Source organism: Kitasatospora sp. NPDC087861, assembly GCF_044742585.1.
In the GTDB taxonomy this organism is placed as follows: domain Bacteria; phylum Actinomycetota; class Actinomycetes; order Streptomycetales; family Streptomycetaceae; genus Kitasatospora.
Map to the genome: position 1 here is coordinate 313,074 of NZ_JBIUUS010000001.1, position 23,271 is coordinate 336,344.

General features: G+C 73.8%; 22 protein-coding genes. 16 read left to right on the plus strand and 6 right to left on the minus strand.

All coding sequences use genetic code 11. The features are described from left to right. Positions 1-131 precede the first annotated feature (131 nt). Positions 132-1,148 (plus strand): SAM-dependent methyltransferase, encoded by a 1,017-nt coding sequence (locus ACIOJE_RS01340; RefSeq protein ID WP_400772586.1) that lies wholly within the window; start codon positions 132-134, stop codon positions 1,146-1,148. Continuing rightward, the gene (locus ACIOJE_RS01345) at positions 1,145-2,314 is read left to right on the plus strand and encodes an NADH-quinone oxidoreductase subunit D (protein ID WP_280675484.1); all 1,170 of its coding nucleotides are present in this window, start codon (positions 1,145-1,147) and stop codon (positions 2,312-2,314) included. Before ACIOJE_RS01340 ends, ACIOJE_RS01345 begins: the two co-directional genes overlap by 4 nt. Positions 2,315-2,393: 79 nt before the next feature. Here ACIOJE_RS01345 and ACIOJE_RS01350 read toward each other — a convergent pair whose 3' ends face one another. Further along, positions 2,394-3,230 (minus strand): hypothetical protein, encoded by an 837-nt coding sequence (locus ACIOJE_RS01350; protein ID WP_280675797.1) that lies wholly within the window; start codon positions 3,228-3,230, stop codon positions 2,394-2,396. A gap of 462 nt (positions 3,231-3,692) precedes the next feature. On the opposite strand from ACIOJE_RS01350, the gene ACIOJE_RS01355 reads away from it, so the two are divergent. The 6 genes from ACIOJE_RS01355 (at position 3,693) to ACIOJE_RS01380 (ending at position 10,662) form a co-directional block, all read left to right on the plus strand. After that, the gene (locus ACIOJE_RS01355; protein ID WP_400772588.1) at positions 3,693-4,544 is read left to right on the plus strand and encodes a glycerophosphodiester phosphodiesterase; all 852 of its coding nucleotides are present in this window, start codon (positions 3,693-3,695) and stop codon (positions 4,542-4,544) included. A 145-nt stretch (positions 4,545-4,689) separates the two neighbouring features. Further along, entirely contained in the window at positions 4,690-5,652 is a 963-nt protein-coding gene (locus tag ACIOJE_RS01360; protein WP_280675480.1) for a Ppx/GppA phosphatase family protein, read from the plus strand. A gap of 673 nt (positions 5,653-6,325) precedes the next feature. Next, complete coding sequence (locus ACIOJE_RS01365) at positions 6,326-7,129, plus strand: sugar phosphate isomerase/epimerase (protein WP_280675795.1); 804 nt, start codon at positions 6,326-6,328, stop codon at positions 7,127-7,129. A 46-nt stretch (positions 7,130-7,175) separates the two neighbouring features. After that, positions 7,176-7,943 (plus strand): class I SAM-dependent methyltransferase, encoded by a 768-nt coding sequence (locus ACIOJE_RS01370; protein ID WP_280675478.1) that lies wholly within the window; start codon positions 7,176-7,178, stop codon positions 7,941-7,943. Between the two features lie 207 nt (positions 7,944-8,150). Beyond that, on the plus strand, positions 8,151-9,995 hold the full coding sequence (gene ilvD, locus ACIOJE_RS01375) for a dihydroxy-acid dehydratase (protein ID WP_400772591.1): 1,845 nt from the start codon (positions 8,151-8,153) through the stop codon (positions 9,993-9,995). Positions 9,996-10,131: 136 nt separating this feature from the next. Beyond that, complete coding sequence (locus ACIOJE_RS01380; RefSeq protein ID WP_280675474.1) at positions 10,132-10,662, plus strand: hypothetical protein; 531 nt, start codon at positions 10,132-10,134, stop codon at positions 10,660-10,662. A 4-nt stretch (positions 10,663-10,666) separates the two neighbouring features. Here the strand turns inward: ACIOJE_RS01380 and ACIOJE_RS01385 are convergent, their stop codons facing one another. Further along, positions 10,667-12,031 carry a hypothetical protein gene (locus ACIOJE_RS01385; RefSeq protein ID WP_400772593.1) on the minus strand — a complete coding sequence of 455 codons (1,365 nt, stop codon included), beginning with the start codon at positions 12,029-12,031 and terminating at the stop codon, positions 10,667-10,669. A gap of 124 nt (positions 12,032-12,155) precedes the next feature. Then, positions 12,156-12,605 carry a hypothetical protein gene (locus tag ACIOJE_RS01390; protein ID WP_280675471.1) on the minus strand — a complete coding sequence of 150 codons (450 nt, stop codon included), beginning with the start codon at positions 12,603-12,605 and terminating at the stop codon, positions 12,156-12,158. 184 nt (positions 12,606-12,789) lie between these two features. On the opposite strand from ACIOJE_RS01390, the gene proC reads away from it, so the two are divergent. The 3 genes from proC to ACIOJE_RS01405 all read left to right on the plus strand — a co-directional run bounded on the left by proC (position 12,790) and on the right by ACIOJE_RS01405 (position 15,599). Further along, on the plus strand, positions 12,790-13,617 hold the full coding sequence (proC, locus tag ACIOJE_RS01395; RefSeq protein ID WP_280675469.1) for a pyrroline-5-carboxylate reductase: 828 nt from the start codon (positions 12,790-12,792) through the stop codon (positions 13,615-13,617). Positions 13,618-13,639: 22 nt separating this feature from the next. After that, on the plus strand, positions 13,640-14,290 hold the full coding sequence (locus ACIOJE_RS01400) for an HAD family hydrolase (protein WP_400772594.1): 651 nt from the start codon (positions 13,640-13,642) through the stop codon (positions 14,288-14,290). A 109-nt stretch (positions 14,291-14,399) separates the two neighbouring features. Beyond that, positions 14,400-15,599, plus strand: coding sequence for an MFS transporter (locus ACIOJE_RS01405; protein ID WP_400772595.1), 1,200 nt, complete (start codon positions 14,400-14,402; stop codon positions 15,597-15,599). Positions 15,600-15,638: 39 nt separating this feature from the next. On the opposite strand, the gene ACIOJE_RS01410 is transcribed toward ACIOJE_RS01405, so the two are convergent. Then, on the minus strand, positions 15,639-16,151 hold the full coding sequence (locus ACIOJE_RS01410) for a hypothetical protein (RefSeq protein WP_400772597.1): 513 nt from the start codon (positions 16,149-16,151) through the stop codon (positions 15,639-15,641). A 120-nt stretch (positions 16,152-16,271) separates the two neighbouring features. On the opposite strand from ACIOJE_RS01410, the gene ACIOJE_RS01415 reads away from it, so the two are divergent. From ACIOJE_RS01415 to ACIOJE_RS01435, 5 genes are all read left to right on the plus strand, one after another. Then, positions 16,272-17,468 carry an acetoin utilization protein AcuC gene (locus tag ACIOJE_RS01415; RefSeq protein WP_280675461.1) on the plus strand — a complete coding sequence of 399 codons (1,197 nt, stop codon included), beginning with the start codon at positions 16,272-16,274 and terminating at the stop codon, positions 17,466-17,468. 225 nt (positions 17,469-17,693) lie between these two features. Beyond that, positions 17,694-17,903, plus strand: a complete 210-nt coding sequence (locus ACIOJE_RS01420; RefSeq protein WP_063351305.1) for a helix-turn-helix domain-containing protein — start codon at positions 17,694-17,696, stop codon at positions 17,901-17,903. Between the two features lie 188 nt (positions 17,904-18,091). Further along, complete coding sequence (locus tag ACIOJE_RS01425) at positions 18,092-18,190, plus strand: 30S ribosomal protein bS22 (RefSeq protein WP_003948845.1); 99 nt, start codon at positions 18,092-18,094, stop codon at positions 18,188-18,190. A 150-nt stretch (positions 18,191-18,340) separates the two neighbouring features. Then, positions 18,341-19,453: an NAD-dependent epimerase/dehydratase family protein gene (locus tag ACIOJE_RS01430; RefSeq protein WP_280675793.1), complete on the plus strand. Its 1,113-nt coding sequence runs from the start codon at positions 18,341-18,343 to the stop codon at positions 19,451-19,453. A gap of 7 nt (positions 19,454-19,460) precedes the next feature. Next, on the plus strand, positions 19,461-20,468 hold the full coding sequence (locus ACIOJE_RS01435; RefSeq protein ID WP_280675457.1) for a lysophospholipid acyltransferase family protein: 1,008 nt from the start codon (positions 19,461-19,463) through the stop codon (positions 20,466-20,468). An 86-nt stretch (positions 20,469-20,554) separates the two neighbouring features. On the opposite strand, the gene ACIOJE_RS01440 is transcribed toward ACIOJE_RS01435, so the two are convergent. Next, the gene (locus ACIOJE_RS01440) at positions 20,555-21,871 is read right to left on the minus strand and encodes a DUF5667 domain-containing protein (protein ID WP_400772598.1); all 1,317 of its coding nucleotides are present in this window, start codon (positions 21,869-21,871) and stop codon (positions 20,555-20,557) included. 270 nt (positions 21,872-22,141) lie between these two features. Beyond that, the gene (locus tag ACIOJE_RS01445; RefSeq protein WP_400772600.1) at positions 22,142-23,020 is read right to left on the minus strand and encodes an ECF subfamily RNA polymerase sigma factor, BldN family; all 879 of its coding nucleotides are present in this window, start codon (positions 23,018-23,020) and stop codon (positions 22,142-22,144) included. Between the last annotated feature and the right edge of the window lie 251 nt (positions 23,021-23,271).

Here is a 23,271-nt window from a genome sequence, read left to right on the forward strand (position 1 = left end):
CACAACTCCAGCGTAGGCAGTCACGCGGTGTGCCCAGGTCCGCCGGTAGGGCGATCCGTCCTACTCCGTAGGTCGGAGACGCACCGTACCGGTGGGGAGGGCCCGCCCGGCTCCGGGTAGCGTCGCGCGCTATGACTTGGATGCGGTGGGCGCCCGCCATGGCACAGGCCCTGTACGACCCGGACGGCGGCTTCTACCGCAGGCCGGAGGGCCCCGCCGGGCACTTCCGCACCTCGGTGCACGCCTCGCGACGGTTCGCCCGTGCGGTGGCCGGACTGCTGCTGGAGGTTGACGCGGCCCTCGGCCGTCCGGAGGAGCTGGCCTTCGTCGACGTCGGGGCCGGGCGCGGGGAGCTGCTCACCGGGGTGCTGGCCGAACTGCCCGCCGGGGTGCTGGCGCGGCTGCGCCCGTACGGCGTGGAGATCGCCGACCGCCCAGCGGGCCTGCCGTCCACAGCCCTGTGGACGGACGAGGTGCCGCGGGGCCTCACCGGGCTGCTGTTCGCCAACGAATGGCTGGACAACGTGCCGCTGGACGCGGGCGAGGTGGACGAGGAGGGGGTGCTGCGCTACCGGGAGGTGGACACCGCGACCGGCGAGGAGCGGCTCGGCGAGCCGGTCTCGGCGGCCGACGCGGCCTGGGCCGGGCGCTGGTGGCCGGCCCGCGAGCCCGGGGACCTGGTCGAGTTCGGCGCCCCCCGGGACGCCGCCTGGGCGCGGGCCGTCGCCGGGCTGGACCGCGGCCTGGCCGTCGCCGTCGACTACGGGCACACCGCCGACCGGCGCCCGCCGTTCGGCACCCTCGCCGGTTTCCGGGACGGCCGAGAGGTGGCCCCGGTGCCGGACGGCTCCTGCGACGTCACCGCGCACGTCGCCCTCGACTCCGCCGCCGTGTCCGGCCTCCACAGCCTGTGGACAACCCAGCGGGACGCGCTGCGCGCCCTCGGCGTGAGCGGCGCCCGGCCGCCGCTCGCGCTCGCCTCCACCGACCCGGCCGGCTACCTGCGGGCGCTCGGCGGCGCCGGCGAGGGCGCCGAGCTGACCGACCCGGCCGGACTCGGCGGCTTCGGCTGGCTCGTCCAGGCCGTCCGTACTCCGGTACCGGAAAGCTTGGAATCCATGCCGGGATGGCAGACTCTGACCTCATGAGGGAGACCACGGTCGGCATCGGGGCGGGAGCCGAGAACTTCACCGGCGAGGCGGGCACCACCGACATGGTGCTCAACATCGGCCCGCAGCACCCCGCCACGCACGGCGTGCTGCGGCTGCGGCTGGTGCTCGACGGCGAGCGGATCATCACCGCCGAGCCGGTGATCGGCTACATGCACCGGGGCGCGGAGAAGCTGTTCGAGGCCCGCGACTACCGGCAGATCATCATGCTGGCCAACCGGCACGACTGGCTCTCCGCCTTCGGCAACGAACTCGGCGTCGTGCTCGGCGTCGAGCGGATGCTCGGCATGGAGGTCCCCGAGCGGGCAGTGTGGATCCGCACCCTGCTCGCCGAACTCAACCGGGTGCTCAACCACCTGATGTTCCTCGGCTCCTACCCGCTGGAACTCGGCGGCATCACCCCGATCTTCCACGCCTTCACCGGCCGCGAGGACCTCCAGCACGTCATGGAGGAGGCCTCCGGCGGCCGGATGCACTACATGTTCAACCGGGTCGGCGGCCTCAAGGAGGACCTCCCGGCCGGCTGGCTCGGCCGCGTCCGCACCGCCGTCGCCACCGTCCGCTCCCAACTGCCGGTCTTCGAGGACCTCGTCCTCGGCAACGAGATCTTCCGCGCCCGCACCGCCGGCGTCGGCGTCCTCACCCGGGCGCAGGCCGAGGCGTACGGCGTCAGCGGCCCGATCGCCCGCGCCAGCGGCCTCGACCTCGACCTGCGCCGCGACGAGCCCTACCTCGCGTACGACTCCGACGAACTGCGGCAGGTGCTCACCGTGGTCACCCGCGAGGAGGGCGACTGCCTGGCCCGCTTCGAGTGCCTGCTGGAGCAGACGAGCAACTCGCTGGACCTCGCGGAGGCCTGCCTCGACAAGCTCGCCACCCTGCCGCCCGGCCCGGTCAACCAGCGGCTGCCCAAGGTGCTCAAGGCCCCCGAGGGCAGCACCTACTCCTGGACCGAGAACCCGCTCGGCATCAACGGCTACTACCTGGTCTCGCGCGGCGACAAGACGCCGTGGCGGCTCAAGCTGCGCTCGGCGTCCTTCAACAACGTCCAGGCGCTGACCGAGCTGCTGCCCGGGACGCTGGTCGCGGACATGGTGGCGATCCTCGGGTCGATGTTCTTCGTGGTCGGGGACATCGACAAGTAGCCGACACGGAGCAGCCGGGCCCGGTTCGGGCCCGGCTGCTCCCGGGTTGTGCGTGGGCTGTTGCGGTCCGTTGGTGGGGTCAGGCCTTCTTGGGCCGCTTGACCGGGTCCGCCGGGTGCGGGGCCACCTTGCGGTCGCCCTTGGTGGCGATCCGCTCCGCGCACAGGCCGGCCAGCACGTCGTACGCGGCCCTGCCCATCAGCTCGGTCAGCTCGGGGCGGTAGCTGACGTACACCGGGTCCGGCCCCTGGTGCGCCGCCGGGCTGCCGGTGCACCACCAGTGCAGGTCGTGGCCGCCCGGGCCCCAGCCGCGGCGGTCGTACTCGCCGATCGAGACCTGCAGGTAGCGGGTGTCGTCAGGCCGGTCGATCCAGTCGTAGGTGCGGCGGATCGGCAGCTGCCAGCAGACGTCCGGCTTCGTCTCCAGCGGCTCCCGGCCCTCCTTGAGCGCCAGCGCGTGCAGGGCGCAGCCGGCGCCGCCCGCGAAACCGGGGCTGTTCACGAAGATGCAGGCGCCGCCCACCCGGCGGGTCTGGCGGTCGCCGTCCTCGTCGAGCATGGTGACGCCGCCGTCGGAGGTGATCCGGCCCTTGGCGTCGGTGCCGTGCGCGAAGTTCTCCCACAGCTCGGGGGTCAGCCGCGCCGCGTGCCCGAGGACGCGCTTCTCGTCGTCCTCGTCCGAGTAGTGCGCGCCCAGCGTGCAGCAGCCGTCCGACTCGCCGCGGCCCTCGCGGATGCCGTGGCAGCCCTGGCCGAAGACGCACGACCAGCGGGAGGTCAGCCAGGTGAGGTCACAGCGGAACACCTGCTCCTCGTCGTCGGGGTCGGCGAACTCGACCCAGGCCCGCGGGAAGTCGAGCGGGACCTCGTCGCGCGGGATCCCGCCGAGCGGGGCCGCGCCGCGCAGGGTCGGCATCGCCAGGTCGACGGGGGCGGGGGAGGCCTTGGACTTCTTCTTGGACGTTTCTGCTGGTGCCACCCGGCAAGGGTAGAGCCTTCGGGGCGCTGCCGACCGCCCGCGGCCGGGGCGTTTACGGCGATTCGGCCGGGCCGGCTCCGGCGGAGCCGGCCCGGGCGGTCGACGCCTTGCAGCGGGCGCTACTCGGCGGCGGACGGGACGGTCTTCGACGACCCGGAGCACTGGTGGGCCGTCATCGTCGAGCAGCCGGGGGACGGACCGCCGTGAGCCGGGTGCCGCGACCCGTCCGGGTGATGTGGGGTGCGGCGCGGAGACGATGGCCGGCCGGGTCGGCGCAGGGTGAGGGGAACCGGGCGGCACTGCCGGGCGGTCAGATCGGTTTGATGATCCCGTACTGACTCGTATGTGATTCCTCCGACACCGAAGCAGGAACCGAAGCAGGAGCTGGAGCACCGAGCCGTGACCGCCTCGCCCCGCGCCGCCCAGACGGCCGTCCTCGCCGCCCTCGCGGTCCTGGCCGCCGGGTGCGCCTCCGCACCCGCGCTGCGGGCCCGGTCGGCCGCCGCCCCGCCGCTGTGCGACACCCCGGTGGTGGTGGGCCACCGGGGTGCCCCGCGCAACGCCCCCGAGAACACCATGGCCTCCTTCGAGACCGCCCTCGACCAGGGCGCCGACTGGCTGGAGACCGACGTCCAGACCACCCGGGACGGCGTCCCGGTGCTGATGCACGACCCCACGGTGGACCGCACCACCAACGGCAAGGGCGCCATCGGCGACCTGACCGCCGTCCAGATCGCCGCCCTGCGGGTGACCGTCGGCCCCGGCCCCGCCGAGCCCGTCCCGACCCTGCAGGAACTGCTCAAGCGCCTCTCCGACAGCAACGCCACCCTGCTGATGGAGATCAAGTGGCAGCGCGCCGAGGACGTCACCCGGATCGCCCGGATCGCCGCCGCCAGCAGCGCCCGGGTCGTCCTCTACTCGTTCTCGGCCGAGCACCTGCGCCAGGCCCACGCCGCCGCGCCCGCGCTGCCGGTCGTGCTGATCCAGGGCTCCGCGATCGCCGAGGACCCGGGCGACCTGCCGCTGCGCGGCATCGCCCTGGACGCGGCGCTGGCCAGCGCCTCCCGGATCGCCGCCGAGCGCAAGGCGGGCCGCGAGGTGTACGTCTGGACGCTCGACGACGAGGAGTCCTGGCAGTTGATGTCCGCCCGGGGCGCCGACGGCCTGATCACCGACACCCCCGGCCCGGCCCGCCGCTGGGTGGACGCCAACTGCCGTACCGAGCGCCGGGCCGGTCCGCGCGGCCACTGAGACGCACGGGTACGGCCGGTGAAACGGGCGGTACGGCCGGTGAAAGGGACGGCACGAGCGGCGAAGCGCACGGTACCGGCGGGACCAGCGTGAATACCGTCGTGACCGGTCTCGCCCGGGGCCGGATCGCGTAGCGTGGAGAGTTATGCGACTCGGTGTACTCGACGTAGGTTCCAACACGGTCCACTTCCTCGTGGTGGACGCCCATCCGGGTGCCGCCCCGTTGCCCGCGTACTCGCACAAGGCCGAACTGCGCCTGGCCGAGCTGCTGGACGACGACGGCGCGATAAGCGGGGCCGGCATCGAGCGGCTGGTCGGCCACGTCGCCTCGTCGCTGCGGGTCGCGGAGGACAAGGGCGTCGTCGACATCCTGCCGTTCGCCACCTCCGCCATCCGGGAGGCCGTCAACGGCGAGGAGGTGCTGCGCCGGGTCGCGGCGGAGACCGGGGTGGAGCTGCGGGTGCTGTCCGGGCAGGACGAGGCCCGGCTCACCTTCCTGGCCGTCCGCCGCTGGTTCGGCTGGTCCTCCGGCCGACTGCTCAACCTGGACATCGGCGGCGGCTCGCTGGAGATCGCCTGCGGCCTGGACGAGCAGCCCGACGTCGCCTGCTCGCTGCCGCTGGGCGCCGGCCGGCTCACCGCGCGCTGGCTGCCCGGTGACGTCGCCGACCCGGACGAACTGCGCGAGCTGAGGCGCCACATCCGCGCCGAGATCGCCACCGTCGTCGGCGAGGTCGCCCGGCTCGGCCCGCCGCAGCACGCGGTCGCCACCTCCAAGACCTTCAAGCAGCTGGCCCGGATGACCGGCGCCTCCCCCGCCGACGCCGGCCCGTACACCGACCGTCGGCTCACCCGCACCGGGCTGTCCGCCTGGCTGCCCCGGCTGTCCTCGATGACCGTCGACGAGCGGGCGCAGATCCCCGGCGTCTCCGAGGGCCGCGCCAAGCAGCTGCTGGCCGGGGCGCTGGTCGCGGACGCCGCGATGGACCTGTTCGGCCTCGACGAGCTGGACGTCTGCCCGTGGGCGCTGCGCGAGGGCATCATCCTGCGCCGCCTGGACGCCATGGACAGCCCCGCCGACCGCCGCCACCCGGCGCTCACGCCGTAAGGCCTGTCTGCACGTCGCCACGCAGGCGGGCGTTTGAGGACCGGCCCTGGGGCCGTGGGGGTCCGTCCGGGGGCTCCGGCCGGGGTCGCCCGGGATCCGTCCCCGTTCGGGGCGCGGTCCGCTTACGCTGTCTCCCGTGGTGCAACCAGCGGGTGAGGACGGGACGCGGGAGGGCCGCGCTCCCGGGGACGGGCAGCCGCGGCCGGACAGCCCGCGCCGCAAGCTGGGCAAGGCGGTCAAGGGCGCCACCGGGGCGCAGGCCGCCAAGGTCGCCAAGGCGGCCCAGCGCACCGGGCGGAAGGCCACCGCACGGAAGGCCGCCGAGAAGCCGGCCGAACCCGCAGCGAAGCGGCCCGCGCCGACCGACCCCGGCGCCAAGAAGGCCGCGTCCGCCGAGCGCGCACCGGAGAAGGCCGCGTCCGCCGAGCGCGCACCGGAGAAGCGCGCACCGGAGAAGCCCGCGCCGAAGCCGAAGAGGCCCGGCACGAAGCGGCCCGGAACGCGGAAGGCCGCCGCGACCGCCGCCCCCCGGGAGACCCGTACGGCCCGGGCCGCCGGCGCCGCCAAGGCCGCCGTCCAGTCGGTCCGCTCGGTCAAGGCCGCCCGGCGCGACGCCGCCCGCCCGCCGCTGCTGCGCACCACCGACCGGCTGGTGCTGCCCTCCCACCCGGCCCTGCACATCCCCGACACCAAGGTGGTCCTCTCCACCGCCTCGGTGTACCCGGCGAGCACCGCCGTCGCCTTCGAGCTGGCCGCCAAGCTCGGCTACGACGGGGTCGAGGTGATGGTCTGGAACGACCCGGTCAGCCAGGACGTCGAGGCCCTGCGCCGGCTGTCCGACGCCCACCAGCTGCCGATCCTGGCCGTGCACGCGCCCTGCCTGCTGATCACCCAGCGGGTGTGGACCACCGACCCGTGGACCAAGCTGGTCCGGGCCCGGGCGGCGGCCGAGAAGCTCGGCGCGAGCGCCGTCGTCGTGCACCCGCCGTTCCGCTGGCAGCGCCAGTACGCCCGGGACTTCGTGACGGGCATCAACCGGATGGCGGGCGAGACCGACGTCCGGTTCGCGGTCGAGAACATGTACCCGTGGCGCTACCGCGACCGCGAGGTGCTGGCCTACGCGCCGGGCTGGGACGTCACCGAGGAGGAGTACCGGCACTTCACCATCGACCTCTCGCACGTCGCCACCTCCCGGATCGACGCGTTCGAGATGGTCGAGCGGATGGGTGACCGGCTCGCCCACATCCACCTCGCCGACGGCAGCGGCTCCGGCAAGGACGAGCACCTGATCCCGGGCCGCGGCAAGCAGCCCTGCGCCGAACTGCTGGAACACCTGGCCCGGACCGGCTTCGACGGCCACGTGGTGCTGGAGGTCAACACCCGCCGCGCCGCGTCCCCCGCCGAACGCGAGGCCGATCTGGCCGAGGCACTGGCCTTCACCCGCTTGCACCTGGCCACCCCCTCGCGCGTACGCTGAGGAGCCGTGCCCGGCTGGGCGCGAACTTCCTTGCGGAGGGGGATAGATGACGGACGAGCAGGACTTCCGGAAGATCGCCGAGAGCTTCGGCGGGGTCGCCCCCGAGTACGACCGGGGCCGCCCCGGCTACCCGGACGAGCTGTTCGACGCGCTGGAGCGGCTGTCCGGTCGCGGCCTCAAGAACGTCCGGGTGCTGGACGTCGGCGCGGGCACCGGCATCGCCAGCCGGCTGCTGGCCGCGCGCGGCGCCGACGTCGTCGCGGTCGAGCCCAACGCGGGCATGGCCGCCCAGTTCCTGGCCTCCTCGCCGGGCCTGCCGCTGGTCCGGGCCGGCGGCGACGACCTGCCCTTCCACGACGACTCCGCCGACCTGGTCACCTACGCCCAGTCCTTCCACTGGACCCACCCCGAACGGGCCGTCCCCGAGGCGATCCGGGTGCTGCGGCCCGGCGGCGCCCTCGCCACCTGGTGGAACGTGCACGACGAGACCGTGCCCTGGCTCCGGGCCCGGGTCGAGCGGCTGAGCGCCGCGCTGCCCGGCTACCACGGCTACGGCCGGATCGCCGAATTCATCGGCCAGCTCGCCCCGGCCGGACTGACGGTCGACCGCGCGGTGCTGCGCTGGGAGCGGCGGATCACCGTCGAGCACGTGCTCACCGACCTCGTCTCCCGCTCGTTCATGGCCTCCCTCAGCCCCGCGGAGCGCGAGCCGGTGCTGGTCGCCGAGCGGGCGGCGATGACCGCCGAGTTCCCCGACGGCTGGGTGGTCGAGCCCTACGTCCTGGAGCTGGCGGTGGGGATCGCCCCGGCCTGACCCGATGGCACGGACGGCCCGCGCGTCCGGCCCGCGCCGGACGCGCACCCGCCCGTCCGGCCGGCACCGCCGACGGCCCGCCCGCCTGCCCGCATCGCGGACGGGCCGTCCGCCGCCTGGACGGCGGGCGTAGGCTCGGTAGCCACAGCGGCCCCCGCACCTCCTACCAGCGGGGCGCCGGCGAGAGCCCCGAAGGAGTGGAGCACAGTGCCCGAGCTGAGGTCCCGTACGGTCACCCACGGTCGCAACATGGCAGGCGCCCGGGCGCTTCTCCGGGCCGCCGGCGTAGCCCGTGAGGACTTCGGCAAGCCGATCATCGCGGTCGCCAACTCCTTCACCGAGTTCGTCCCCGGCCACACCCACCTGCAGCCGGTCGGCCGGATCGTCTCCGAGGCGATCAAGCAGGCGGGCGGCATCCCGCGCGAGTTCAACACCATCGCGGTCGACGACGGCATCGCGATGGGCCACGACGGCATGCTCTACTCGCTGCCCTCGCGCGACCTGATCGCCGACTCGGTCGAGTACATGGTCAACGCGCACTGCGCCGACGCGCTGATCTGCATCTCCAACTGCGACAAGATCACCCCCGGCATGCTGATGGCCGCGCTGCGCCTGAACATCCCGACCGTCTTCGTCTCCGGCGGGCCGATGGAGGCCGGCAAGGCCACCCTGGTCGACGGCACCGTGCGCAAGCTCGACCTGATCGACGCGATCTCCCAGGCGGCCAACGAGAACGTCTCCGACGAGGACATCGCGATCATCGAGGAGAACGCCTGCCCCACCTGCGGCTCGTGCTCCGGCATGTTCACCGCCAACTCGATGAACTGCCTCACCGAGGCCATCGGCCTCTCGCTGCCCGGCAACGGCTCCGTCCTCGCCACCCACACCGCCCGCCGCGCCCTGTACGAGCGGGCCGGGCGGACCGTCGTGGAGATCGCCGACCGGTACTACGGCCAGGACGACGCCTCGATGCTGCCCCGCGCGATCGCCACCCGCGCGGCCTTCGAGAACGCCATGGCCCTGGACATCGCCATGGGCGGCTCGACCAACACCATCCTGCACCTGCTCGCCGCCGCCCAGGAGGCCGAGCTGGACTTCGACCTGCGGGCCATCGACGCCATCTCCCGCAAGGTGCCCTGCCTGTCCAAGGTCGCGCCCAACGGCTCGTACTACATGGAGGACGTGCACCGGGCCGGCGGCATCCCCGCCATCCTCGGCGAGCTGTACCGCGGCGGGCTGCTCAACGAGGACGTCCACACCGTCCACGCCGACTCGCTCGCCGGGTGGCTCAAGACCTGGGACGTGCGCGGCGGTTCGCCCTCCGCCGAGGCCGTCGAGCTGTGGCACGCCGCACCCGGCTGCGTCCGCTCCGCCGAGGCCTTCTCCCAGTCCGAGCGCTGGGAGTCGCTGGACACCGACGCCGCCAAGGGCTGCATCCGCAGCGTCGAGCACGCCTACTCGGTCGAGGGCGGCCTCGCCGTCCTGCACGGCAACCTCGCCGAGGACGGCTGCATCGTGAAGACCGCCGGCGTCGACGAGTCGATCTGGACCTTCAGCGGCCCGGCGGTGGTCTGCGAGTCCCAGGAGGACGCCGTCGAGGCGATCCTGGCCAAGCGGATCAAGGAGGGCGACGTCGTCGTCATCCGCTACGAGGGCCCCAAGGGCGGCCCGGGCATGCAGGAGATGCTCTACCCGACCTCCTTCCTCAAGGGCCGCGGCCTCGGCAAGTCCTGCGCCCTGATCACCGACGGCCGCTTCTCCGGCGGCACCTCCGGCCTGTCCATCGGCCACGCCTCCCCGGAGGCCGCCTCCGGCGGCACCATCGCGCTGGTCGAGGACGGCGACACCATCGCCATCGACATCCCCGGCCGGACGATCTCCCTGGAGGTGCCCGCCGAGGTCCTGGCCGAGCGCCGCCGCGCCCTGGAGGCCGGGACCGGCTACCGCCCGAAGAACCGGGACCGCCAGGTCAGCCAGGCCCTGCGCGCCTACGCCGCGATGGCCACCTCCGCCGACAAGGGCGCCGTCCGCGACGTCACCAAGCTCGGCTGAGACCCACCGCGCAGCCGCAGGACACCCGCGGCGCACCCGCACCACCGGAGGAGCCGTCCCGCAGGCCGGGACGGCTCCTCCGTCGTACGCGGACGGCTCCTCCGTCGGACCGCGGCCCCGGGTGATAATCGTCCTCGTGAGCGAGCAGCCCCCCACCCCCGCAGCCAAGCCCGTCGGCGCCCCCGAGCCCGAGCCGATCCGCTGGTTCGGCACCAGTTGGGTGAACCGGGACAGCGGCTACTGGCCGCGCCGCGTCGCCGTGTCGGCCGGCGCCCTGGTCACGGCCGCCGCCGCCGTGTTCGTGCTGCGCCTCGGCGTTGAGGGCGTCGCCCTCTCCGACAACGGCGGCTACCTCAACGCGCTGCTGACCGCCGCCATCGTGGTCTGCTCGATGATGGCCGTGCGGCGCAGCTGGAAGGTGTTCACCGAGGGCAAGGACCAGCTGACCGGCTGGATGGCCGAGGACCGCTCGCTCGGTGCGGTCTGGATCATCGGCGGGGCCGGCGCCCTGCTCACCTACTTCGTCCGCAGCCTCGTGGAGGCCCCCGGCGAGGCGCTCAAGCGCTCCGCGTACGAGCGGGCCGTCGCCCAGTGCGAGAAGCGCCAGGCGGGCCGCAGCGGCCGGCCCGACGCCAAGGCGCCGGGCCGGGGCAAGCGCAAGCGCTGACCGGTCAGTAGCGGCTGACCGAGCCGCACTCCCCGCCGTCGGTCGACAGGTCCTCGCGGCGGTCGTACGGATCGGTCGCGGGGCCGGTCGGCCGGGTGCCCGGGGCTTCGGGCCGGTCCGTGGCGAACTGGTCGAACTGCGGGTGGTAGTAGCCGTCGTAGACGCCGCAGGCCGCGTTGGCGGAGTCCGATCCGCCGCCCTCGCCGAACACGAGCCTCTTCGGGTCCACCCGGTAACGGGCCGGGTCGTAGAAGCGGAAGGTGTCGACCCGGCGCACGACCGTGCGCGTGGTCCAGGTGTCCCCGGCCACGTCGTCCGCCGGCACCAGCAGGCCCACCGGCTTGGCCGTGCCGTCCTGGGGCGCGGCCGGCCTCGTCGGCTGCGGCACGCCCGCCGGTGGCGGGGGCGACGCGGCCCGCTTGGCGGCGTCCGGCCCGGGGCGCAGCGGGTACACGTAGCTGAAGTCGGTGTGCACCAGGACGCCCTTGTCCCCGTCGCCCTCGACGGTGATCCGGCCCTGCACCTTGACCACGTCGCCCACCAGGATCGCCTCGCGCTGGTCGAAGCGGCTGAACCAGCTGGTCGGGTCGGTGTCCTTGGACGGGTTCGTCAGCGCCTTGGTCGCACGGTCCCGCTCCTCCCGGTCCAGCAGCGCCAGGGCGGCGTCCGGCCGGCCGCCCGCCAGCACCTTCGGGTCCAGGTTGGCGGCGATCAGGTAGTTCTTGACCGACTGCAGTTGGGCGGCCACCTGGTCGGCGGAGAAGACGCCGATGGGCCGGGCGTCCGGGAGGACGAAGGCCTCGGTGCCGTTCGGCCAGCCCTCGGCGGGCGAACCGGCCCACGGGTGGTCCACGGTCGGCTGCTGGTCGTCGACCTTGGGCGGCGCGGTGGTCGGCTTGGCCGTCTCGGGCGCGACGGTGGGCACGGGGGTGTGGGCCGCGCTGCCACTGTCGCCGTGGCGGCCGGCGTACCAGCTGCGCAGCCCGTCGATGTTCAGCGCCGCGAGCAGCACCGCGATGGTCAGCGCGACGTACAGCGGCGCGCGCCACTCCAGCCGGCGGCGCGGGCGCGGGTTGCCCCAGGGGTCGACCGGCTGGGCCTTCGGCTTCCGGCCGAACCGGCGCCCGGCCTTCGCCGGGCCGTCGTTGACCGAGCGGCGGCCGCCCGGGTCGACCGGCGGGGTGTGCTTCCACCGGGCGGCCAGCATGCGGGTGCGCCCGGACTGTTCCTGGACGGTCGCGCCCCTGACGAACTCCTCGTCCAGGACGAGGTCGGCGAACGGGTCCTTCCCGCCCGCTTCGGACGGGTCGGACCCGCCCGGCTCACGGCCCGCTGCGGGGCGTGGTTCCGGATCTTCGGCTATCGGCATCGCGCCAGTATGCCGACGGGGTGTGACGATTCGTCGATCGGGGGCACACCTTGTGGTGAACCCGTGCGCAGGGCGCGGTGATCCGTCCTGATCCGTCCTGGTCCGGGCTGGTTCGCCGGGTCGCTCAGCCCTTGTCGCGGGCCTGCTTCACCGACCCCACGACCCCGGCGACGGCCAGCAGGATGCCGGCCGGCAGCAGCGCCAGGAAGAACGCGCCGAACAGGCCCGCGTCCCCGAGCAGCAGCTGCGCCAGCATGTCCAGCACCAGCAGCCCGCCGGCCGCCGGGAGGGCCGACTGCCACGGGTGCTCGTTCGCCCAGCGGCGCAGCCGCCGGTCGGAGGTGTCGCGGCGCAGCTGCCCGCCCAGGGTGCCGACCAGGAAGAAGAAGAACAGGGCCCAGCCGGCCGGTCCGGCCAGCATGCTCAGCGACCAGCTCCCGGTGATCGCGTCGATCCCCAAGGCGGTCGCCCCCACCACCGCACCGACCCCCGCGGCCGTCCGCCACGGGCCCACCGTCGCCGAGGCGGCGGCGAGTTGCCGGTTCTCACGTCGGGACATTTCGTCGTGTGCCATGACTCCACGGTGCTCCCACGCGGCGTCGGAGGCCATAGGGGAGAACCCCGAGATTCTCCCTAGGGACGAGACCGGACGGCCGGACGCGTGGAGGGGGCGCGCCCGTCGCCCACGGGCTGGACGGTCCCGGCGGGTGCCCCCGCGCGGTGCGAGGATGGCCGCAGTACCGAGGTAAGGAGCGGCCATGGGCGCCAGCGCAGCACACGGACAGAAGATCGCCTTCCTGGGCACCGGCAAGATCGGCGAGGCCCTGCTCTCCGGTCTGCTGCGGGCCGGCAAGGATCCGGCGGACGTCCTGGTGACCGCCCGCCGCCCCGAGCGCGCCGCCGAACTCGCCGCCCGCTACGGCGTGGTGGCCGCCTCCAACGCCGAGGCCGCCAAGCTCGCCGACACCCTGATCCTCGCCGTCAAGCCGCAGGACATGGGCACCCTGCTGGAGGAGCTGGCCCCGCACGTCGGCGCGGACCGGCTGGTGATCTCGGCCGCGGCCGGCATCCCCACCGCCTGGTTCGAGGAGCGGCTGGCGGCCGGCACCCCGGTGGTCCGGGTGATGCCCAACACGCCCGTCCTGGTGGACGAGGGGATGAGCGTCATCTCCGGCGGCTCGCACGCCACCGAGGAGCACCTGGAGCGCGCCGAGGAGATCTTCAGCTCGGTCGGCAAGGCGCTGCGGCTGCCCGAGGCCCAGCAGGACGCGGCCACCGCGCTCTCCGGCTCCGGCCCGGCCTACTTCTACTTCCTGGTCGAGGCGATGACCGACGCCGGCATCCTGCTCGGCCTGCCCCGGCAGGTGGCGCACGACCTGATCGTGCAGTCCGCGATCGGCGCCTCGGTGATGCTGCGCGACTCCGGCGAGCACCCGGTGAAGCTGCGCGAGGCCGTCACCTCGCCGGCCGGCACCACCATCGCGGCCATCCGCGAGCTGGAGAACCACGGGGTGCGGGCCGCGCTGCTGGGCGCCCTGGAGGCGGCCCGGGACCGCTCCAGGGAGCTGGCCTCCGGGGGCAGGTAGCCCACTCGGTAGGCTCGGCGGCATGGCCTACGACCTGGTGATCTTCGACAACGACGGCGTCCTGGTGGACAGCGAGCCGCTCTCCAACCGGGTGCTGGCCGAGTACCTGACCGAACTCGGCTACCCGACCACGATCGAGGACTCCTACCGGGACTTCATGGGCTGCGCCGCCCACCGCATCCACGACGTGATCGCCGAGCGGTACGACGGCGCGACGCTGCCGGAGGGCTTCGACGAGCTGTTCCACGGCCGGGTCTTCGACGCGTTCGGCGCCGAGCTGACGGCCGTCCGGGGCGCGGAGCAGCTGCTGAAGGAACTGCGGCAGCGCTCCGTGCCCTCCTGCCTGGCCTCCTCGGCGCACCACGTGTGGATCCGCACCGCGCTCGACGTCACCGGCCTGCGCGGGTACGTCGCCGAGGAGCGGATCTTCAGCGCCCAGGACGTCGGCGTGGGCAAGCCCGCGCCGGACCTCTTCCTGCACGCCGCCCACACCCTCGGCGTCGACCCGGCCCGCTGCCTGGTCGTCGAGGACAGCCCCAACGGCGTGCTGGCCGCCCGGGCCGCGGGCATGGACGTGTACGGCTACACCGCGCTCACCGACCCGGCGAAGCTGACCGCCGCCGGGGCCACCGGGCTGATAGCCGACCTCGCCGAGGTCTCCGCCCTGCTCTGACCCCGCACCCCGGGGCCCCGGAAAACCCCTGCGCAACCCCTCCCGCAATCGCGGTGCACCGCCTACGCTCTCGCCAACATCGTCGTACCGGCCAGTAGCGAGGTCCGCCATGAGTGCCGCGTCACCCGCGATCCCCCCGCCCGGCCTGCGCGCCGGGCGGGCCGCGCTCGCCGTCAGCTTCCTGCTCCAGGGCACCACCTTCGCGCTGCTGGTCACCTGCATCCCGGAGATCCAGCACCGGTACGGGTTGAGCGACGCGCTGCTGCCGCTGTTCCTGGCCGCGGTGCCGATCCTCGCCGGGGTCGGCTCGATCACCTCCGAGCAACTGGTCAAGCGCACCGGTGCGCGGGCCGTGCTGCGGGTCGTCCAGCCGCTCGTCTGCCTCAGCCTCGCGGGCGTCGGACTCGGCGACACGCTCTGGCAACTGGCCCTCGCGCTCGGCGCGTTCGGGCTGCTGGTGGGTGCGTTGGACGCGAGTATGAACATGCTCGGGGTGGGCCTGCAGCACCGCTACGGCCGCTCGATCATGATCGGCTTCCACGCCGCGTTCAGCCTCGGCGGCATCCTCGGCGCGGCCCTCGCCGGCCTCGGCTCGCACTACGACCTCGGCCTGCCGGTGCTGTTCGGCACGGCCGCGGCGGTGATCGCCCCGCTGGCCCTGCTGACCGGGACCCGCTTCGCCGGCCCGGCCGAACTCGGGGACGCCGTCCGGGAGGCCGCCGAGGCCGCCGCCCGGTCCATCCCCTGGCGGCCGCTGCTGCCGCTCTGCCTGGCGATGGTCTTCGCCTACATCGCGGACTCCTCGGTCTCCAACTACAGCGTCAAGTACCTCACCGACGGCCTGGGCAGCCCCGAGGACCTCGCCAAGCTCTCCTACCTCGGCTACATGGTCGCGATGCTGCTCGGCCGCGCCCTGGGCGACCGCGCGGTGCAGCGCTTCGGCGCCGTCCCGGTGGTGCGGGCCGGCGCCGGGCTGGCCGCGCTCGGCTTCGCGCTGGCCGCCGTCGCGCCCGCCGCCTGGGCGGGCATCGCCGGGTTCACCGTGCTCGGCTTCGGCATCTGCGCGATCATCCCGCAGGTGTTCGCGGCCGGGGGCCGGCTCTTCCCGGCCGACTCGGACGCCGCCGTGGCCCGGCTCAACCTCTTCAACTACGTGGGCTTCCTGATCGGTTCGCCGCTGGTCGGGGCGATCGCGGACGCGAGCTCCTACCGCTGGGCGCTGCTCGCCCCGATGCTGCTGGTGCTCGCCGTCCTGCCGCTGGCGGACCGCTTCGCCCCGGCGCCCGTGCTCGCTCCCGCCGCCGTGTGACGGCCGCGAGCACGGGCGCCGCTCGAACGGGTTCGGAGGTCAGCCGATGACGGTGGCCAGCTCGGGCAGGCCGTTGGCCCACAGCTGGTCCTTGGCGCCGCTCGCCTGGTCGTACTCGTAGTAGACGTACGGCGCCCAGTTCAGGGTGTACGGCCCGGTCCAGGTCGGGGCCGAGGTGATCTGGACGGTGAGCGCGACGGTGCGGGTCTCGCCGGGGGCGATCGGCGCCCGGAAGTGGAAGTTCGCGTTGTTCCCGTTGACGGCGCAGTCGGTGGAGTCGCCGGAGCACCCGGTGACCGTGAACGCGCCGGCCTCCTGGTTGGCGGGCCAGATCGGCTGGATGAACTCGTAGGCGAAGTAGATGTCGGTGCTCTCGGTGTTGGTGAGAGACAGCGTCAGGGTCAGCTGATCACCCGGCGCCGCCGTCTTCCGGTCGACGGCGAACGAGGATCCGCTGACCGCGGCGGAGGCCGGCTGGGCGGCAAAGAGCAGGCCAAGTCCCAGTAATGCGGCGAGAATGACACCAAGGCGTTGCACGCTGAATGGCTTCATGGCGGAGAGGATATGGAGGCGTGAAGGTTCTGTCTGCAGGGCCTTCCCGGCCGCCGCCCGGCCCGCCCCCGGCGCGCCCTGGCGGAGGCCCGGCAGCCGCCACCCGCTACGGTGGAGGCCATGCCCGAAGCCGAGCGTGACACCCCCTGCGGCCTGCACCTCTTCTGGGACGAGGCCGTCACCGCCTACGACTTCGGCCCCGGCCACCCGATGGACCCGACCCGGCTGGCGCTCACCATGCGCCTGGTCGAGACCCTCGGGCTGGACGCCGGGCCCGGGGTGACCGTCCGGGCCGCGCCGCCGGCCGGCGAGTCCACCCTGCGGCTGGTGCACACCCGGGAGTACGTGGAGGCGGTCAAGCACGCCGCGGCCCACCCCGACGAGTCGGACCCCCGGCACGGGCTCGGCACCGACGACAACTGGTCCTTCCCCGCCGTCCATTCGGCCTCCGCGCTGATCGCCGGCCAGTCCGTGGCCGCCGCCGAGGCGGTCTGGCGCGGCGAGACCCCGCACGCCGTGAACTTCGCCGGCGGACTGCACCACGCGATGCCTGACAAGGCCTCCGGCTTCTGCGTCTACAACGACCCCGCGCTGGCCGTCGCCCGGCTGCTCGAACTCGGCGCCGAGCGGGTCGCCTACGTCGACGTGGACGTCCACCACGGCGACGGCGTCCAGCAGGCGTTCTGGAACGACCCCCGGGTGCTCACGATCTCGCTCCACGAGCACCCCGCCACGCTCTTCCCGCAGACCGGCTGGCCCACCGAGACCGGCGGCCCGGACGCCCCCGGCACCGCCGCCAACCTGCCGCTGCCGGCCGGCACCGGCGACGCCGGCTGGCTGCGCGCCTTCCACGCCGTGGTGCCCGAACTGCTCGCCGCCTTCCGCCCGCAGGTCCTGGTCACCCAGCACGGCGCCGACACCCACCTGGAGGACCCGCTCGCCCACCTCGCCGTCACCGTGGACGCCCAGCGGCTGATCGCCGAGGAACTGCACGACCTCGCCCACCGGCTCACCGGCGGCCGCTGGATCGCCACCGGCGGGGGCGGCTACGCCATCGTGGACGTCGTCCCGCGGACCTGGACCCACCTGGTCGCCACCGCCGCCGGACGGCCCGTCGACCCGGCCACCGAGACCCCCGAGCCCTGGCGCGCCGAGGTCTACCGCCGCACCCGCCAACCCGCCCCGCTGCGGATGACCGACGGCGCCCGGCCGGTCTGGCGCGACTTCGACGCGGGTTACGATCCGGCCGACCGACTCGATCAGGCCATCCTCGCCACCCGCCGCGCGGTGTTCCCCCACTTCGGCCTACTGGCCTGAAACCGGCCCCCCGGGCCGGGCGCGGCGGGGCGGTGCGTACGCCGACTCCGGCGATCCGCCGAGTGACTACGTACTGCAACAGTCCTATCTCTCACCGTACGAGGACTGCACCTCCCCTCTTCCCACTGGTACCACCCATAACTACTCTGGGGATACACGTGTGCCGGTGGAGTCACCGGAGGGGAAGCCGGTGCCTTGCACACGGGTAAGGGTCGGGTGATGGTCATGAGTTCCGGCGAGCGCCCCCTGCAGGAAGTCGTCTTCCTGACCGTGGCGGAGGTTGCCTCGGTCATGCGGGTGTCCAAGATGACGGTGTACCGCCTGGTGCACAGTGGAGAGCTGCCGGCCATCCGGGTCGGGCGGTCCTTCCGGGTGCCCCAGCAGGCGGTCCACGAGTACCTCAAGGAGTCCTACGTGCGGCTTGAGAGCGCGTAGCTCCGGGCGGGCAGGGGTGGGGTCCGCACGTGGATCCCGCCCCTGTTTGCCGCAGATTCTCCGCGAGTTTCCCGGTCGCGGGGAGCACGATTACGGCCCAGGCGTCGGTGACGGTAGGCTAGGCCGTCCGTCAGTCGTATGGACTCCGTCTCTCACGGGCGAGAGTCTCAGTGAGCGAGGGTTGTTCCGTGGGCTCTGTCATCAAGAAGCGTCGCAAGCGTATGGCCAAGAAGAAGCACCGCAAGCTTCTGAAGCGGACTCGCGTTCAGCGTCGCAACAAGAAGTAAGCGTCCCCGGGCCGCGCCTGGCGCGCCCAGCGCTTCCACCGCCCGTCCAGGCCCTCGCGGCCTGGGCGGGCGGTGTCGTTTCACGGCCCGGTACGGCGGCGCGGTACGGTGCACGCAGGCCGCTCGGGTCAAGGGAATGGGGTGCACACCGTGGGCGTGGTCGTGCTCGTCACCGGCGTGGCACGCCATCTCGGTGCCCGCTTCGCCGCCGAGGTCCGCCGCCGTCCGGGCGTGGACCTGGTGGTCGGCGTGGACGTGCAGCCGCCCCGGCTGCCGGTCGAGGAGCCGGACGGCCCGGCCGCCGAGTACCGCTTCCAGCAGCTCGACCTGCGCCGCCCGGCGGTCTCCCGGGTGATCGCCGAGCACCGGGTCGACACCGTGGTCCACCTCAGCGTCAGCGCCACCGGGCTGGGCTCCACCAACCGCTCCGCGGTGAAGGAGTCCAACGTCATCGGCACCATGCAGTTGCTCGGCGCCTGCCAGAAGGCGCCCGGAGTGCGCCGGCTGGTGGTGAAGTCGACCACCGGCGTCTACGGCTCCGCGCCCCGCGACCCCGCGGTGTTCACCGAACGGATCCAGCCGAAGAACCCGCCCGGCGGCGGCTTCGCCAAGGACGCGGCGGAGGTCGAGGGCTACGTCCGCGGCTTCGCCCGGCGCCGTCCGGACGTCGCGGTGACGGTCCTGCGCTTCGCCAACATCGTCGGCCCGGGCGCGGACACCCCGCTCAGCGAGTACTTCGCGCTGCCCGTGCTGCCGACCGTGCTCGGCTACGACCCGCGGCTGCAGTTCGTGCACGAGGACGACGCCGTCGCCGTGCTCTGCCGGGCCGCCGGCGAGGCCGAGCCGGGCACCGCCAACACCGGGACCTTCAACGTGGCCGGGGAGGGCGTCCTGCTGCTCTCCCAGTGCGCCCGCCGGCTCGGCCGTCCCACGCTGCCGCTGCTGCTGCCCGCGGTCAGCTGGATGGCCGGGCTGGCCCGGCAGACCCGGCTGGTGGACGTCTCGCCGGAGCAGCTGCGGCTGCTCACCCACGGCCGGGTGGTGGACACCACCCGGCTGCGCGAGATCTTCGGCTACCGTCCGGCGTTCACCACCCCGGAGGCCTTCGCCGACTTCGCCGCCGCGCAGGGGTCCGGCCTGCTGCCACCCGAGCGGTTGGCCGCCGTCACCGACCGGCTGGCCGCCCTGCTCGGCCCGGAGCGGGCCCCGGCCGCCGACGCCCGCACCGCCCTTACCGACCGCCCCCGCCGACCGAGGAGCTGAACCCGCGATGAGTGCCGCAGCCGAGAACGCGCCGGGCGAGGCCAGGGTCATCCCGATCGAGTCCGCCCCCAGCTGGACCTCGCCCGACCGCCCCGGGCTGGCCGACCGGCTCGCCGACGCCGTCGGCGTGGCGCTGTCCGGGCAGCTCGGACCGGCGACCACCCGGGTGTTCGGCAAGGGCTGGGAGGGCCGGGCCGCGGACGGGCTGGCCTTCCTGCGCCGCCGGATCACCGGCGACTACGAGGTGGACGAGTTCGGCTTCGACCGGGAGCTCACCGAGGAGGTGCTGCTCTCGCTGCTGCGCCCGCTGGCCGAGAAGTACTTCCGGATCGAGGTGCGCGGGATCGAGAACATCCCGGCCGAGGGCGGCGCGCTGATCGTCGCCAACCACTCCGGGACGGTCCCGCTGGACGCCCTGATGACCCAGGTCGCGATCCACGACCACCACCCGCACCACCGGCACCTGCGGATGCTCGCCGCCGACCTGGTGTTCGTGCTGCCGGGCGTGAACGAGCTGGCCCGCAAGGCCGGCCACACGCTGGCCTGCAACGAGGACGCCCAGGCGCTGCTGGAGCGCGGTGAGGTGGTCGGCGTCTGGCCGGAGGGCTTCAAGGGGATCGGCAAGCCGTTCGCCGAGCGGTACAAGCTCCAGCGGTTCGGGCGCGGCGGGTTCGTCTCCTCGGCGCTGCGGGCGCGGGTGCCGATCGTGCCGTGCTCGATCGTCGGTGCCGAGGAGACCTACCCGATGATCGGCAACGTGAAGACACTGGCCCGGCTGCTGGGCCTGCCGTACGTGCCGATCACGCCGACCTTCCCGTGGCTGGGGCCGTTGGGCGTGTTGCCGCTGCCGACCAAGTGGACCATCCAGTTCGGGGAGCCGATCGCCACCGACGGGTACCCGTCGGAGGCGGCGGACGATCCGATGCTGGTCTTCGACCTGGCCGACGAGGTGCGCGAGACGATCCAGCACACGCTCTACAAGCTGCTGATGCAGCGGCGTTCGGTGTTCTTCTAGCGCTCGTCAGACGCGCCCTGGCCCTCGTCCGGCCGGAACGACGAAGAGCCCCGGCGTGGATCGCCGGGGCCCTCGACCTCGTCCGGTCAGCCGCCGAGGATCCGCAGCCCGGGCAGCAGGCCCGGGATCAGCGGGGGCACGTCGACGCCCTGCGGCTGGCCGCCGGGCGGGGCGCTGGGCGTGCCGGACGGCGGCCGCGGCGCCTGCTGCTGCGGGGCCGGCTCGGCGCTCGGCGAGGCCTTGGCCCCGGTGAGCCCGCTGGTGAGGTCCCCGACGAGCCCGTTGACGGCGTCCGGGGCGCTGGTGGGCAGGGTGCTGGGCAGACCGCCGCCCTTGGCTCCGGAGCCGTTGGGCGTGCTGGTGCCGGCGGGGGCGTGCTCGGTGCTGCCGGGGCGGTTGCCGCCGTTGCTCGCGCCACTGGCGCCGCCCTGGGCCGGGCCGGCGCCGGGCGCACTGCCGGTGCCGTTCGCCGGGGTGCCGGCGGGGGTGCCGCCGGTGGCCGGGCCGGCCGTGTCGCCGCCCGCCCCGGTGCCGGCCGGGCCACCGCTCTTGGCGGTGGGCTGGCCCAGGCGCAGGGGCGCGACGTCCTCGCTTATGTCGTCGAAGAGCTGGTCGACCAGGTGGGCCTGCTGGGTGAGCTGGACGGGCAGCTGGCCCACCAGTTCGGTCCAGCGGCCGTCCTCGTCCTGGGCGAAGCCCGCCAGGGCGCGCATCGGGTCGAGCGAGCCGTTGCTGCGGTAGACCGAGCGGAGCAGCTCGCGGCCCTTGAGGGCGTCGGCGTGCATGTCGTCCAGCGCGCGGCGGACCCGTTCGACGGTGCCCTGGCTGAGCACGTCGGCCGGGCCGGTGTGGCCGACCAGGGTCTTGGCCTCGCCGAGCCGGGTGGCGGCGTTGTCGAGCAGCAGCTCGCCGCGTTCGGAGTCGGAGTCCGCGAGGCCGAGCCGAAGCCCTTCGAGACCGCGCTTCATGCCGTACAGCGTGTCCCCGGGCAGGGCGTTGGAGCTGGCGGCGGCGGCGCCGGCGAGGCTGCCGACGGCGAGCCCGGCGACCAGTCCGCCGATCGCGAACCGGCGGCTCCAGCGGCCGCGCGGCGCCGTCCGGATCGCGCGGTGCCGGCGTTGGCGGGGCACTGCGGCGCCCGGTCCGCCGGCGAAGGCCTGCTCGAACGCGGCCATCAGTTGGGCGCGTTGGACGGTTCGTACCTCCCGGTCCAGCGCCGGCCCAGGCACCGCACACAGCGCGTCGGTCAGCCCGACCAGTTCTGCCATCGCGACCGAACCGGCGCCGGTGGCAGCGGTGTTGGCCGATCCAGCGTCGTCCTCGCCGCGCTGCGCCGCCTGGCGGACCTCCAGCGCCTCGGCGAAGGCCTTCGCCCGGCGGTGTTCCAGCACGTTTGCCGTCACGGGCCACACCTCCCTTCGTCGTTGTCGACACCCCGGCCTGCCGGACGGTTGCCTCGGCGGGCCAAAGCCACTCCATCGGGTGACAGGTCGCAATTCGGCTTGACCGCACGCCTGGTGGGGACTTGCACGCTGGCCAACGAGTGGCGAGGGCGGTGGGTTACGCGCGGCTGATCATCGGATCGACCGTTCACCCGGACGTGTCGATCGGGCACGGATGGTGACGTCCCGCCGGGACGCCCGCCGGCTATGCCGCCCCCGGTCACCGTCGCCTCACCGCGCGTCCGGCGGCAGCAGCCGGGCCAGGGTGCGCACGGCGCGGTACTGGAGGGTCTTGATGGCGCCCTCGTTCTTGCCCATGATCCGCGCGGTCTCGGCCACCGAGAGCCCCTGCAGGAAGCGGAGCGTGACGCACTCCTGCTGCTGCGGGTTGAGCCGGCGCACCGCGTCCAGCAGGGCGGCGTTGGAGAGCGACTCCAGCACCGACTCCTCCGGGCTGCGCTCGCACTCGTTGGAGTCGAGCATCTCGCCGGTGGTGACCTCCAGCCGGAAGCGGCTGGACTTGAAGTGGTCGGCGACCAGGTTGCGGGCGATGGTCACCAGCCAGGCGCCGAAGTCCCGGCCCTGCCAGGTGAAGGTGCCGATCCGGCGCAGCGCGCGCAGGAACGTCTCGCTGGTGAGGTCCTCGGCGGTGGCCCGGCTGCCGACGCGGTAGTAGATGTAGCGGTAGACGGTGTCCGCGTAGTGGTCGTAGAGCCGGCCGAAGGCCTCGCTCTCGCCGGCCTGGGCCCGTTCGACCAGCTCCATGATCGGGTTGTGCTCGGTCTCGTAGCCGGGGCTCGGCGCGGTCCGGGGCCGGCTGCGGCCGACGCCGGTGGTGCCGGTGCGGCCGCGCGAGCCGGTGCCGGTCGAGCCGGCGGCGGTGGTGCGCAGCGCCAGGCCGGCGCCGTGCGAGTGGCCGAACGGGGCTCCGGCGGGCACGAGTTGGGGCGAGGCGGCGAGCTGGCTGCGGAGCAGGGTGCGCAGCAGGCCCAGGCCGGTGGAGATCTGCCGGTCGGCGACCGGGCGGCCGCGGATGCCGGTGCGGGGGCGCAGGGGCGCGGACGACGGGCGGGAGGGTGCAGGCGCGTCGTTCCGGACGGGTGGGTACACGGGACTCCCAGAGGCAGAACTGTGGACGGATCACCTCCGCCTGCGCGGAGAGCACTCCCGCGCCGCCCGTTCGAGCGAGACGCGTGGTGACGTGCATCCAGGAGAGAATAACGCTTTGTGCAATGACAGCTACACCGTGTGGTCGAAGTGGTCGTTTGGGATCCATTCACCGCGCATATTCGTCGGACACTGACCGGACCTGTCATCGTTCATCCGGCCCAACGTGACCGATCGGGTGCTCAGGGTGACCA